The sequence below is a fragment of the Pseudomonas sp. I2 genome (assembly GCF_040984075.1).
GTDB lineage: Bacteria > Pseudomonadota > Gammaproteobacteria > Pseudomonadales > Pseudomonadaceae > Aquipseudomonas > Aquipseudomonas guariconensis_B.
In genome coordinates, this window is sequence record NZ_JBCGFQ010000081.1 from 1 (window position 1) to 13,122 (window position 13,122).

The 13,122-nt window shown below is 65.4% G+C and carries 13 protein-coding genes; 4 read left to right on the plus strand and 9 right to left on the minus strand.

All coding sequences use genetic code 11. The features are described from left to right. Positions 1-117: 117 nt before the first annotated feature. From WCE05_RS24830 to msuE, 3 genes are read right to left on the minus strand one after another with little or no spacing between them, the layout of a single operon-like run. Entirely contained in the window at positions 118-1,230 is a 1,113-nt protein-coding gene (locus WCE05_RS24830; protein WP_253080939.1) for a sigma-54-dependent Fis family transcriptional regulator, read from the minus strand. Between the two features lie 11 nt (positions 1,231-1,241). Further along, a complete protein-coding gene (locus tag WCE05_RS24835) occupies positions 1,242-2,429 on the minus strand; it encodes an acyl-CoA dehydrogenase family protein (RefSeq protein ID WP_253080938.1) in 1,188 nt (395 codons plus the stop codon). A gap of 9 nt (positions 2,430-2,438) precedes the next feature. Further along, positions 2,439-2,999 carry an FMN reductase gene (gene msuE / locus WCE05_RS24840; RefSeq protein ID WP_253080937.1) on the minus strand — a complete coding sequence of 187 codons (561 nt, stop codon included), beginning with the start codon at positions 2,997-2,999 and terminating at the stop codon, positions 2,439-2,441. A gap of 566 nt (positions 3,000-3,565) precedes the next feature. On the opposite strand from msuE, the gene WCE05_RS24845 reads away from it, so the two are divergent. Beyond that, positions 3,566-4,693: a hypothetical protein gene (locus tag WCE05_RS24845; RefSeq protein WP_225787441.1), complete on the plus strand. Its 1,128-nt coding sequence runs from the start codon at positions 3,566-3,568 to the stop codon at positions 4,691-4,693. 71 nt (positions 4,694-4,764) lie between these two features. Here WCE05_RS24845 and WCE05_RS24850 read toward each other — a convergent pair whose 3' ends face one another. The 3 genes from WCE05_RS24850 to WCE05_RS24860 form a co-directional block, all read right to left on the minus strand. After that, positions 4,765-5,583, minus strand: coding sequence for a helix-turn-helix domain-containing protein (locus tag WCE05_RS24850; protein WP_368816761.1), 819 nt, complete (start codon positions 5,581-5,583; stop codon positions 4,765-4,767). A gap of 1 nt (position 5,584) precedes the next feature. Continuing rightward, positions 5,585-5,806: a hypothetical protein gene (locus WCE05_RS24855; RefSeq protein ID WP_368816762.1), complete on the minus strand. Its 222-nt coding sequence runs from the start codon at positions 5,804-5,806 to the stop codon at positions 5,585-5,587. Between the two features lie 112 nt (positions 5,807-5,918). Continuing rightward, positions 5,919-6,992 carry an NAD(P)-dependent alcohol dehydrogenase gene (locus tag WCE05_RS24860; protein ID WP_368816763.1) on the minus strand — a complete coding sequence of 358 codons (1,074 nt, stop codon included), beginning with the start codon at positions 6,990-6,992 and terminating at the stop codon, positions 5,919-5,921. Between the two features lie 222 nt (positions 6,993-7,214). Here WCE05_RS24860 and WCE05_RS24865 point away from each other — a divergent pair, with 222 nt between their 5' ends. Beyond that, positions 7,215-8,141, plus strand: coding sequence for a universal stress protein (locus WCE05_RS24865; protein WP_253080935.1), 927 nt, complete (start codon positions 7,215-7,217; stop codon positions 8,139-8,141). A gap of 70 nt (positions 8,142-8,211) precedes the next feature. On the opposite strand, the gene WCE05_RS24870 is transcribed toward WCE05_RS24865, so the two are convergent. Continuing rightward, entirely contained in the window at positions 8,212-8,760 is a 549-nt protein-coding gene (locus tag WCE05_RS24870) for a GNAT family N-acetyltransferase (protein WP_225787446.1), read from the minus strand. A 237-nt stretch (positions 8,761-8,997) separates the two neighbouring features. Here WCE05_RS24870 and WCE05_RS24875 point away from each other — a divergent pair, with 237 nt between their 5' ends. Further along, positions 8,998-10,371 carry an MBL fold metallo-hydrolase RNA specificity domain-containing protein gene (locus WCE05_RS24875; RefSeq protein ID WP_225787447.1) on the plus strand — a complete coding sequence of 458 codons (1,374 nt, stop codon included), beginning with the start codon at positions 8,998-9,000 and terminating at the stop codon, positions 10,369-10,371. Between the two features lie 67 nt (positions 10,372-10,438). On the opposite strand, the gene WCE05_RS24880 is transcribed toward WCE05_RS24875, so the two are convergent. Beyond that, positions 10,439-11,008 carry a GNAT family N-acetyltransferase gene (locus WCE05_RS24880; protein WP_225787448.1) on the minus strand — a complete coding sequence of 190 codons (570 nt, stop codon included), beginning with the start codon at positions 11,006-11,008 and terminating at the stop codon, positions 10,439-10,441. Positions 11,009-11,105: 97 nt separating this feature from the next. Continuing rightward, positions 11,106-12,008: a DMT family transporter gene (locus WCE05_RS24885; protein ID WP_368816765.1), complete on the minus strand. Its 903-nt coding sequence runs from the start codon at positions 12,006-12,008 to the stop codon at positions 11,106-11,108. Between the two features lie 480 nt (positions 12,009-12,488). On the opposite strand from WCE05_RS24885, the gene WCE05_RS24890 reads away from it, so the two are divergent. Beyond that, the coding region (locus tag WCE05_RS24890) for a cache domain-containing protein (protein ID WP_368816766.1) at positions 12,489-13,122 on the plus strand (634 nt) is incomplete at its 3' end.

Below are 13,122 nucleotides of genomic sequence, written 5' to 3' on the forward strand. Positions count from 1 at the left end.
TTGCCACGGTGATGTTGCTGTGTGCTGCGCTGTGCGGGGGATCGGGGCTGGTGTTCCGGCGGTTGGCGGGGTGAAGGCCGGGCGCGAAGCGGTCCCGACCGTCGAAAGCACGGCCGCTCAGATCGAAAGGCGCATTACCCGGTTGTCCAGTGGCTGCTGTAGCTGCCCCCGCCGCTTGTTCACCACCAGCTCGCCAATGGCGATCAGCCGCGTACGTGTGACGTTGCGCGAAAGGCCCAGCAATTGCGCGGTATGCACCTGGTTGTAGTGGCAGAACCGGTAGGCCGAGCGCAGCAGGGCATTCTCGACCCTCTCGTAGAGGTTCCCGGGCTGCTCCTCGTACAACCGGCTGAATGCCTGCAGCAGCAGGTCGTCCACCCCATTGCCTTCACCCGGCCCCGCCGAGCCCTCGTCCTGGCGTTCCAGGCGCAGGTTGGACAGGCGCAGGTCCTGGGCCTGGATCAAACCGTCACCGCAGGTCAGCAGGCTGTGGTGTATCACGTTCTCCAGCTCGCGGATGTTGCCCGGCCAGCCGTATTCGACCAGCTTGGCCTGGGCCTTGGGGCTCAGATCCACTGGGCCATAGCCCAGGCGCTCGCTGTAGCTGCGGATGAAATGGCGGGCCAGCGGCAGGATGTCGCCGGGGCGTTCGCGCAGCGGGTGCAGTTGCAGGGTCACCACGTTCAGGCGGTAGTACAGGTCTTCGCGGAAATGCCCGGCGTTGATCGCCTTCTCCAGTTGCACGTTGGTCGCCGCCAGCACCCGCACATTGATCGGGATGCTCTTGCGCGAGCCCAGGCGCACCACCTCGCGCTCCTGCAGCACGCGCAGCAGCTTGACCTGGATCGGCAGCGGCAAGTCGCCGATCTCGTCGAGGAACAGGGTGCCGCCGTTGGCCTCCTCGAACCAGCCGGCCTTGGACGCCAGGGCGCCGGTGAAGGCGCCTTTTTCGTGCCCGAACAGCTCGGCTTCCACCAGCGATTCGGAGAAGGCCCCGCAGTTGACCGCGACGAACGGGCCGTTGTGCCGGCCGCTGAGGTTGTGGATGTGTCGCGCGACCAGCTCCTTGCCCGTGCCGGTCTCGCCAATGATCAGGACGCTGGCCTCGCTGGGGGCGACCTGTTGCAGATGGGCGAGCAGCGCCTGTGATCTGGGGTCTTCGAAGACCTGTGCGGTCGCCCTGATCGAGGTAGCCAGTGTCGGTGACGGGGGGAGGGTCAGCAATTGCATGGACGTGCCTTTTAGGAATAGAAGGACGGGGCAGGACGCTTGCCGGCGAGGGCCCACTCGCCGAGCTCGTGGAGGCGGTAGTCCACCGGATCGTGCAGGGTTTGCGTGCGCAGGTTGCGCCAGTGGCGGTCGAAGCGCAGCGAGGCATGGGTGGCGCGGGCGCCAGTGACCTCGAACAGGCGGTTGCAGATGTCCAGGCCGTGGCGGGTGGCGGCGACCTTGGCGGTGCCGATGGCCAGGGCCAGGTCGCCGCGTTCCTCCGCCGTCAGCGCGTGTTCCCTGGCCCAAGCCGCATCGAGCTGGCTGGCGGCGCGTTCGATCAGCAGGCGCACGCTTTCCAGACCCACCCAGAACTCGCCGTAGTGATGCAGTACGTACGGGTCCTCGGTGGTGTGGGCGGCGCTGGAGCGGAACCACGGTCGGCTTTCCTTGAGGCTGTACTGGCGCGCCTCGGCGAAGGCACCTTCGGCGATCCCCAGGAACAGGTTGGCGAAATGCAGCTGGGCGATCAGCGGGCGCAAGGCGGCGAATGGCGTGCTCAGGGGACCTGGGTCGAGCAGCAGTTCGCCATGCTCGACCCGTACCCGCTCGAAGGTGGCGCCGCCGCTGTCGGTCTGGCGCTGGCCGATGTTGTTCCAGTCGTCGTGCAGGGTGATGCCGGTGCGGCCGCTGGGGATCGCGGCGATCAGCAACTTGCCGCCGGCGCGTTCGTCCACCGCCGAGGCGATCAGCATTTCCGAGTCGCTGGCGCCGGAGCAGAAGCTCTTCTGCCCGGAGAACTCGCACCAGCCATCGAAGTGCTTGACCACCGTGCGGGTGTCCAGCGGGTTGAGGGCATTGCCCCAGAACCAGTGCTTGCGTGCGGTCTGCTCGAACCATGGCTGCCACTGCTCGGGGCGCGAGAACAGACGCACGGTGGCCAGCATCAGGTGATGGAAGCCGAACACGTGGGCGAGGGAGCTGTCGACCCGGGCGAACTCGCGCACCACCTCGAAGGTGTCGCGCCAACTGGCGCCCTGGCCGCCGTATGCGGCCGGGATGGCCAGCGACAGCAAGCCGCTGGCCCTTAGGGCGTCACGTTCGGCCTTGGGCGTGCCGCCGCGTTCGTCGCGCTCGACGGCGGTCTGGGCGAATTGCCCGGCCAGCTCGCGGGCGATGGCCAGGGCTGGGCGTTGGGCAGGTGTCGCAGGTGCATTCATGGCGGCTCCTCAGGCGCTCTTGCGCAACTGATGGTGCGCGGCGAACAGCGGCACGGCGCGTTCGGCGGCCAGGCGGATGCGCGCTGCCAGGGCCGGGCTGGACACCTGGTAGTCCTGCAGCTCGGCCTGGCTGGCGTAGACGCCGATGGGCAGGGTCAGGGCCTGGAGGAAGCTGAACAGCGGGCGCAGTTGGTGATCCAGGACCAGCGCGTGGCGCTCGCTGCCCCCGGTGGCGGCGAGCAGCACCGGGGTGTCGACCAGGGCGTCCTGGTCGATCAGGTCGAACAGGTGCTTGAAGTGGCCGGGAAAGCTGCCGCGGTAGACCGGTGAGGCCACCACCAGCAGGTCGGCGTTTTCCACCTGCAGCAATTTCTGCTCCACGTGGTCGGGCAGCTCGCGGCGCCACAGGGCGCCGCCCAGCGGTCGGGCGATTTCGCCGAGTTCGATGAGATGGGGCTTGATGTGCAGGTGCCCGGCCAGTTCGGCGAGGATCGCCTCGGTCAGGGCCTGGGTACGAGAGGGACGGGCGGTGCCTCCGGAGAGGGCTACGACGTTCAAGGGGGCGTTCATGGGCAGGTCTCCGGTGCTGGGTGAGCAGGGGACTTTGCTTGAGCAATCGTCGTGCCGGGTTTGAATTGTCTTTTGAATCAACGTGTTACGCCGGGTCTGCAGTAGGCGGTGGTGTTGCGCCGTGGGGCAGGCGTGTTGGTCAGGTGTTGCGCTGCAAACAGTTGGCCGGATGTTGGCGGCTGTACAGTTGAAGGCGTTATAGAGGATTTTTGTCAGGTCAAAAAAGAATAAGGAATTATATTGTTATTCGTTATTTTTTTAACGCCCATCCTGAGGTGGCAGGGCGCGTTCTGGTACACGCTTCCCAAGTGTCGCGAACAGACACGCAAACGGCGTTAGCGGAAGGTTCGGTGGGCAAAACCAGCACGTACATTGCTTTCGAATCCACGCTGGATAACAAAGAGAAGAACCACCACTCCCAGCCCTTCCACCCGCTCGATCACGTTACAACTGTCGAAAAAAGCCTTTCATACCCAGTGTTCTTCGGGCGCTGCGCGCTGCCCTGCTGCGCCTGGAATACAGCGACTTCTAGCAATAAGAAAAAGAAGCACGAGGACGTAGTCAAAATGGATAAGCAACATTCCCCCGCCCGCATTTCCCGAATGTTCGTCATTGGTGGCGCCTGTATCGCCCTGCTGATCGGCTCTGGTTTCGCCACGGGCCAGGAAATCATGCAGTACTTCGTGGCCTACGAATATGCCGGCCTGGCCAGTATCGCGCTCATGTTCCTGCTATTCACCTACGTGGCACTGAGTTTTGTCATGGCGGGTTACGAGCAACAGTTTTCCGCACCCAAGGACATCTTCAGGTATTACTGCGGCAAGCCTATCGGGACGTTCTTCGACTACTTCTCGGTGTTGTTCCTGTACATGTCGTTCTGGGTCATGATCGCTGGCGCGGGGGCGGCCCTGAACCAGCAGTTCGGCTGGCCCAACTGGTATGGCGGCGTCCTCATGGGCGGGCTGACCCTGGTGACGCTGTTCTTCGGCTTCAACCGCCTGATCAGCGTGGTGGGCTCCATCGGCCCGCTGCTCTCGGTGCTGGCGATCGTCATCGGCGTGGCGGGTGTGCTCATGGCACCTGAAGGCCTGGAGCAGTACCCGGCCACGCTCAAGCCCCTGGTGGAGGACAAGACCGTCCTGCAGGCCGGCAGCAGCTGGTTCACGGCGTGCCTGTCCTATGTCGGCTTCTGCATGATGTGGCTGGCGGCCTTCATGACCAACCTGGGCAGCACCAGCAACAATCGCGCCGAGGCCGGTGGCGGCGCCGTCCTGGGCATGGTGCTGTTCTCCCTGGCGGTCCTGGCCATGATGCTCGGCCTGGCGGCGCACCTGGAGGATGTGGCCAGTGCGCAAATTCCTTCGCTGATCCTGGTTGAAAAGCTGAGCCCCAGTCTGTCCGGCCTGGTGACGCTGGTCATCTTCGCGGCCATCTACACCACAGCGGCTTCGCTGCTGTGGGCGCCGGTGAAGCGTTTCGCGCCGGATGAGTTCAGTGCCCGGCACCGTGGGCTGCTGTGCGTGCTCTGCGTGGTCGGCACCGCCGTGGGCTTGAACGTACCCTTCGATGCGTTGATCAACGTGGTGTACGTGCTCAATGGCTATATCGGCTTCTGCCTGTTGTTCCTGATGCTGGTGACCGACTTCAAGCGGCGCGTGTTGAAGCGTTCGCCCCAGGTGATCGGGCAAAACTGAACGTTCGCCCCCATGCCAGTCAGTTAAGCGTCACTGACTGGCATGGGGGCGAACCTGTCGTCTTTTTTCACTCAGTCCTCAGCGGGCCGGGCGCACGCCGAGCGCGACCGCGACTTGCCGTAGCCATGTTCCAACGCCATCAGCGCCGGCAGGTCGAGGATCTCCACGACGCGCCCACGCAGGCGCACGATTTCCAGTTGCCGCAGGTGCGCGATGCCCCGGCAGACGGTTTCCAGGCGCAGCCCCAGGTAGGAGGCGATGTCTTCCCGCGACATGCGCAGGACGAAACCGTGGGCCGAATAGCCCCGGTTGACGAAGCGCCTGGACAGCCCCACCAGAAAGCTCGCCAGACGTTCCTCGGCCGTGAGGTTGCAGATCATCAGCACGCGCTCGTGCTCGCGGACGATTTCCCGGCTGAGCAGGCGGTTCAGGCTTTGTTGCAGGAAGGGGAACTCACGGGCCAACGCTTCCAGGCGCTGGTAGGGGATGGGGCAGACCTCGCTGTCTTCCTGGGCGATGGCATCGCAGACATGGCGGTTGGTGCTGATCGCATCCAGCCCCATCACATCGCCCGGCATCCAGAAGTTGATGACCAGGCCCTGCCCCTCGGCATTGGTGAGGCTGGTCTTGAAGCTGCCGAAGCGTATCGCGTAGAGGTACTGCAACGGGTCGTTGGCGTGGTACAGGCCGCAACCTTTCCTGACCCTGATGCGCTGGCCGATCAGCGCGCTGAAGCGGCCATTGTCCTGCTCGGGCAGGCCGGTGGGCAGGCACAGCGAGCCGACCCTGCAGCCCTTGCAGACAGAGGCGAGCGGGTGCAGGTGGATCGGCGGGGCCGCGGCATCCTGGGGCGGTTGTTCGATGAGCCTGGCGTTGATCCGCTCGTACATGTCAGACCTCCGTCGGGTGCGTGCGGGCACTTGGGCGGGGCAGGTGATCCGGGGGGGCCGGGCAAGGAGCGATCATCGTCAGGGAATGCGGGGCGTTGAGGCGGCTGTTCAAGCGTTCCACGAACTGGCGAGCCTCCTCGTGGCTGTTGAAGGCCACGCGCCACAGGTCCATGTGCACCCACCAACGGCCCTGTCGTGGGTGCTTCTCGATATAGACGTTCATCGGCCATCCTCCGCGTGGTTGCGCCAGGCCAAGGCCTGTGAGGTTCAGACGTACCTGTACATGCACATTCGATGAAGCGTGACAGCGTCCATGCCCAGCGTGGCAGGAGGATTCAGGGCGTGATCGCCACCTTCATGACCCCATCGCGCTGATGGGCGAACAGTTCATAGGCCGCCTCGATATCGTCGAGTTTGAAGCGGTGCGTCACCAGCGGTGACAGGTCGACGTGGCCGCTGGCGACCACTTGCATCAGGCGGCGCATGCGCTCCTTGCCGCCCGGGCAGAGGGTGGTGACGATGCTGTAGTCGCCGAGCCCGGCGGCGAAACCGTCCAGCGGAATGCGCAGGTCGCTGGCGTAGACCCCGAGGCTCGACAGCGTGCCCCCTGGACGTAGTACGCGCAGGGCCGACTCGAAGGTCGCCTGGGTGCCCAGGGCCTCGATCGCCACGTCGACCCCACGGCCGTCGGTGAGGGCCATGATCTGTTCCACCACGTCGCCCTGCTTGAAGTCGACCACATGGGTCGCGCCGAGCTGGCGTGCCACGGCCATGCGTGGCGCGATCGAGTCGACGCCGATGATGGTCGTGGCGCCCATCAGGCGTGCCCCGGCGACCGCGCACAGGCCGATGGGGCCGAGGGCGAACACGACGACCGCGTCACCGATCTTCACGCCACCGCGTTCGGCGCCGGAAAAGCCTGTGGACATGATGTCCGGACACATCAGCACCTGCTCGTCGGAAAGCCCGTCGGGAATGGGCGAGAGGTTGACCATGGCGTCGGGCACCAGCACGTACTCGGCCTGGCAACCGTCGATGATGTTGCCGAACTTCCAGCCCCCGGTGGCCTTGAAGCCATGCCGGGTGCCGGGCCCATCCTGGGAGGCGCAGCCGCACAGGCAGGCGTTGCTGTGGCCGCTGGGGGTGATCGCCCCGGCGATGACCCGCTGGCCTTCGCTGAAGCCCTGGACCTGGGCGCCCAGTTTCTCGATGACCCCGACCGGTTCGTGGCCGACGGTCAGGCCCTTGGCCACGGGGTACTCGCCACGCAGGATATGCACGTCGGTGCCGCAGATCGTGGTGGTGGTGATCCGCACCAGCGCATCGAGGGGGCCCACGTCGGGAATGGGTTTCTCGTCCAGCACGATTCTGTTCTTGTCGACGAAGATCGCAGCTTTCATGCGAGCCATGGCAACGCCTCCTGATCCGTGATCGGCATTCGAAATGTTCACCTAGCGTGCGCCAAAACCCTGGGCATCCATTGACCGGTGTCAATGTTTCGCTCGGGATTGGCCGGTCGCGCGCGACCGTATGTCGGCCCGCTAGGTGCCGATGCGATCTTGATACAGGTCAAGCGGGCAGCAGGGCGGAGGCGCAGCATCGAAGCACGACTCCCGAGCATGAGGTGCGCCATGGCCGACCAACAACGACTGCTGCTCATCGCCTCCCCGCTGATGCAGCATACCCCCGCCCACGAACGGGCCGCGGCCCTGGCCAAGGCCAAGGGCATGGCCCTGCACATCGTGGCGTTCGACTACCTCGAAGGGCTGGCCACGGCCGGGCTGGTGGATGAGCAGGCCCTGGCGGCGATGCGCCAGGGCTACCTGGAGCGACACCGCCAATGGCTCGAGACCCAGGCCGTGCCGCTGCGCCGCAACGGGCTCACGGTGACCACCGAGGTCGTCTGGGTGCAGGATGTGCTCGATGAAATCCTCGCCCACCTGCGCGAGTATCCGTTCGCCATGCTCATCAAGGATATCGAGCAGGCGTCGCGCCTGCAGCGGGCGCTGTTCACCACGCTCGATGTCCGGCTGCTGCGCGAGTGCCGGGTGCCGCTGCACTTCGTCTGTGCCACCCGGCATGCCCTCCCGCGCAGGGTGCTGGCGGCTGTGGACCTGTCGCGGCCGCAAGACCAGTACGAAGGGTTCAATGACCGCATCATCAGCGAAGCCTTGAAGCTGGCCTTGCAATGCAATGCGCAGATGGAGCTTCTCTACGTCTACGATCTGGGCACCATGTACCAGGAGGCCGAGACCCTTGCCCGGCGTTCGTTCCTGTTCGACGCCAACGCCGCCGAGACCTTGCACGCGGCGCAGGGTGACGAGTTCAATCAGTTGGCCGAACGCAATGGCATTCCTCCCGAGCGCTGCCACATGATCATGGGCGACCCGGCCAAGGTACTGACGTTGTTCGTCGGGCATCACGATATCGATGTGGTGGTGATGGGGCGGACCCACCATCGCGGCGTCGCCAGGTATATCGGCAGCACGGTCGAACGGATGCTGTACAAGTTGCCGACCAGCGTGCTGGTGATCACGCCGGAGCAGGCGGTGGTGTGAGTGACAGGGGCTGCAAGGCAGCCCCATGCCGCGTGACTGACCGGCATTGACGCCCGTCCCGCATCGACACTCACTCGCGCAGTGCGAGTTCATGGATGATCTCAGAGACATCCCCGTCCAGGTAACGGGCAGAAAAGCCAAGCGCCTTGGCAAGCCGGTGCATCCCGTAGTTGCCCGCCAGGTCGCGCGACACCATGCCGTGCAAGCCATCGCTCCGGGCGGCATCGATCAGGTGCCGCATCAGCAGCCTGCCCAGCCCCTTGCGCCGCCAGGGCTCGCTCACCGCCACCGCGCAGGTGCAGTCCTGGCTGCCGGGGATCGCCGCGTAGCGGCTCAAGCCGATCTGGCACAATTGGCCTGTGTCATGCACCAGGGCGACGAACACCCTGCACCCGTGAGGGTCCACGTCCATCAGCCGGTCGATCATCGACGGCGCGCGGCCATCGAACCCTGCCAGGCGGCGGAAGTGGCGCACGTCGTGGGCCATCGCCCCGAGGAAACGCCGCCCCCGCTCCCGGTCCTCCTCGCGCAGGGGGCGGATCAACACCGGTGTTCCGTCATCCAGGGCCTCGACCCAATGTGGGCAGGCCAGGTCGTCATCGTCATGCTTGCTGTTCATACCCTGCTCCCAAGCGCTCGATCCCAGCCGGCAACAAGGTTGTTGTAGAACGCCTGGCTCCGGGCGACCTGACCTGCATCAAGTTTCCGGTGTGGCGCGAGCCTTTCTGACCTGGATCAAGCCGGCAGGCGGCGGCGCTTCGATAATCCGTGGACGAGCCGCTTTGGCGGGCATGTCCGATGGCCTGTAGCGCCCTGGCGGTCAACCCACGCCTGACTGATCCCAGAGGTCGATGCCATGCAGCTTACCTTCCTCGGTGCCACCGGCACGGTGACCGGCAGCAAGTTCCTGCTCGAACGCGGTGCCACCCGTATCCTCGTCGACTGCGGCCTGTTCCAGGGCTACAAGCAGCTGCGGCTGCGCAACTGGCAACCCTTGCCGATGCCGCTGCATTCACTCGACGCGGTGCTGCTGACCCATGCCCACCTGGACCACAGCGGCTACCTGCCCGTGCTGGCCCGGGAAGGCTATCGCGGGCCGGTCTACGCCACCCCCGCCACCTGCGAGCTGGCCAGGATACTGCTGCTCGACAGCGGACGGCTGCAGGAGGAGGAAGCCGACTATGCCAACCGGCGGGGCTATTCCAAGCATCATCCCGCCCGTGCCCTCTATACCGAAGAGGACGCCCAGCGCGCCTTGAAACTGTTACGGCCGCTGGAGTTGCACCAACGGGTGCAGATCGCCCCTGGCGTGCACGTCTACCTGCGTTCGGCCGGGCACATTCTGGGCGCTGCCAGCGTGGAGCTCAGTGTCGATGGCCAGACGCTGGTGTTCTCCGGCGACCTGGGGCGGCCGGAAGACCCGGTCATGTATGCGCCCGAGCCCATCGAGGCGGCCGACATCCTGCTGGTGGAGTCCACCTATGGCGATCGCCAGCACCCCGCCGGCTCGACCGAGCAGTACATCGCGGATGTCATCAACCAGACCTCGCTGCGCCAGGGCATCACCCTGGTGCCTTCGTTCGCCGTCGGGCGCGCCCAGTTGTTGATGTACTACCTCTACAAGCTGAAGAAGGACGGGCTGATCCCCGATATCCCGGTCTATCTCAATAGCCCCATGGCCACCGACGCCACGGCGCTGTACCTGCGCTTTCACAGCGAGCACCGTTTGTCGGCCGAGGAGTGTGCGGCGATGTACCGGAGCACGCGCATCGTTCGCTCGGTCGACGAGTCCCGCCAACTGGACCAGTTGCGCGGGCCTGCGGTGATCATCGCCGCCAGTGGCATGGCGACCGGTGGGCGGGTGCTGCACCACCTCAAGGCGTTGGCGCCCAACCCTCGCAACAGCCTGCTGTTCTCAGGCTTCCAGGCCGGTGGCACGCGTGGGGCGGACATCGTCGCCGGGGCGAGGAGCGTGCGCATGCATGGCATGGACGTCCCCATCAACGCACAGGTGTTCGCCATGGAGAATCTTTCCGCCCATGCCGATGCCGACGAAATCATCCAGTGGCTGCGGGGTTTGCGTACCGCGCCCCGGCAGACTTACGTGGTGCATGGCGAGCCCCACGCCGCCGATACCTTGCGCCGGCGCATCAGCCTCGAGCTCGGTTGGTCGGTGTGTGTGCCGGAGCACTTGCAGACGGTGCCGGTGGGGCAGGGGGAGGAGCACTAATTACACCGTTGGGCTTGGCAAATGCTGGGGCCGCTTCGCAGCCCCAGATGACCCACCTGCAGGCAGCTCAGACCAAGGCCAGACGGTGAACGACCTGGCTGGGGTCGTCCGGGTCCCGCGAGGTGGTGAAGCCATGGGCCTGTGCCAGGTCGCGCATCGCCACGTTCGCGGCCGCGTCGATCGAGTACATCTGCGTGAAGCCATGGGCCCGGGCGGCATCGATCAGGTGGCCGAGCAGCAGCGATCCCAATCCAAGGTTCTGCCAGGCATCGAGCACCGTTACCGCGCATTCGCACTGCCCGGTCTCGGCCGCAGCCGCGTAGCGGCTGATGCCCACTTCCTGCAGCTCGCCGTCGACATGGGCCAAGGCCACGTAGGCCATCTGCCGGTCGTGGTCGATGCTCATCAGTTGGTCGAGCATGGCCTCGCCGGGTTCCTTGATCTGGCACAGGAAGCGAAAGTGCCGCGACTGCGGCGACAGCCGCTGGATGAACGCTTTCTCGCGCTCCCGATCCGCGGCGCGCAGCGGCCGGATGAGCACATGGCTGCCGTTGTTCAGGGCTTGGACCCAGTGTTCGCCAGCGGTCTCGGGAAATGCCAGGTCAGCGGGTGCAGCATGGGGATGGGCAGGGTCCATGGGAGCCTCCAGCAGGTTCGGGAAAGGAGAATGCACCCTGCTGTTTTAGCGCCCTGCCCAGGGCGCCGCTTGATCTTTGTCAAGTGTGGTCGCCGCCTCAGTGGGCCGCGGCCTTGCGCCACGCCGTCATGAGGGTGGCCAGCACGATCAGGGCCGCCCCGGCGGCCATCCGCAGCGACGGCTGTTCGCCGAACAGCCACCAGGCGCAGGCGATCGCATACACCGGCTCCAGCGCAATGACCATGCCGGTGGTGCGGGCCTGCAGGCCGTCCAGGCTCTTGACGAAGAGGAACTGCGACAGCCCGGTGCAGAACACGCCCAGCAGCGCCAGATTGACCCAGTCGTTGCCGTGCAGGCTGGTGCCGGCCAGGTGGCTGAAGGCGAACGGTGCCACCAGCGCCGCCACCACCACGTTCTGCCAGAACGCCACCTGCATCGCGTCCATGCCGCTGGGGCGGCGGCGGTTGGCGACCGCCAGCAGGGCGAACGCCAGGCCCGAGGCCAGCCCCCAGAGCAGGCCCATGGTGCCTTGGTCGAGCAGGTCGAAGGACGGCACCACCAGCACCAGCCCCGCCGTCACCAGCAACAGCAGCAGGCTCTCGGTGGCGCCGATCCGCTCGCGGAACACCAGCAGGTCGATCAGCGCGATGAACGCCGGGAAGCTGGCGAAGCCCAGGGTCGCCACCGCCACGCCGCCGACCTTGATGGCGATGAAGAAGGTCACCCAGTGGGCGGCGAGCAGGGTGCCGGTCAGGCCGATGACCGGCAGGTTGCGCCAGCTCAGCGCATCGAGCAGACGCGTGCCCTTGAGCCCGGCGACGAAGCCCAGGGCGATGAAGGCGAAGGTCGCCCGGCCGAAGGTAATGAGGCTGGCATTGGCCTGGATCAGTGCGCCGAGGATACCGGTCAGGCCGAACAGCACAGCGGCGATGTGCGCGGCGAGCAGGGCGTTGCGATGGCCGGTCGAGGTCCCGGCGGTGGAAACGGAGGTTGCGATCATGGCAGTCGAATGGTCTTCACAAGCGCGCGCAGGCACTTCCCAAGGGCGATGCGCGCGGGTTTTCGGGTTTGGAGAATTTATCGTTATGGGGTGCTACCGGTTGTCCGGTGCTAAGGGGCGCCGCAGCGTTGGAATTGTGAAGCGAGGCTGCATACTCGCGGGTGTCGCGGGGCTGGCCTCTGGCGCAAGGTTCAGCCGATGGGAGAATTATTCGATCAGGGGGCTTTGGCGAGACGGTCGCCTGCGACATGTACTTGTCAGATCGCGACGTTGCTTGTGTCGTTGCGCGTCATGGGCGGGGCGGTGTTTCCAGATGGGCGCGAACGTGGCTCGCAAGCAGCGGTCAGCGAACATGCTGTTCGAGGTAACTCAGCTGAGCGGCATCAAATTGTTCGGCCAACGGCCGATAGCAAGGGGTGACAGGCCGCCATCGAATCATGCGCGTGCGATATTCAAAAAAATAATCCAAGGTCTTGAAACATGAACCTGAAATTCCGCCACAAGATCCTGCTCAGCGCTTGCGCCGTCGTGGTCCTGGCATTCGCCTTGTTCACCCTCTACAACGACTACCTGCAGCGCAACACCATCGGCCAGAACATCGAGGCGTCCGTGCAACAGGCTGGCGCCTTGACCGCCAGCAGCGTGGAGAACTGGATGAGCGGGCGCATCCTGGTGCTGGAGAACCTGGCCCAGGACATCGCCCTGCAGGGCACCGACGCCAATGTGGCGGGGTTGGTCGACCAGCCTTCCTATACCCGTAACTTCCTGTTCACCTATCTCGGCCAGGCCGATGGGGTATTCACCCAGCGACCGTTCGTCGAGCTGCCCGATGGCTTCGACCCGCGCCAGCGCCCTTGGTACGGCGCCGCCGCGAGCGCGGGGCACACGGTGCTGACGCCACCTTACCAAGGCACGGTCGGTGGCCTGATGATGAGCATCGTGACGCCGGTGCGCAGCAAGGCCAGCGGCGAGCTGCTGGGCGTGGCTGGCGGCGACCTGAGCCTGGACACCCTGGTGGACATCATCAACGCCGTGGACTTCGGCGGCATCGGCCATGCCTTCCTGGCCGACCGCGACGGCCAGGTGATCGTCAGCCCCGACAAGGCCCAGGTGA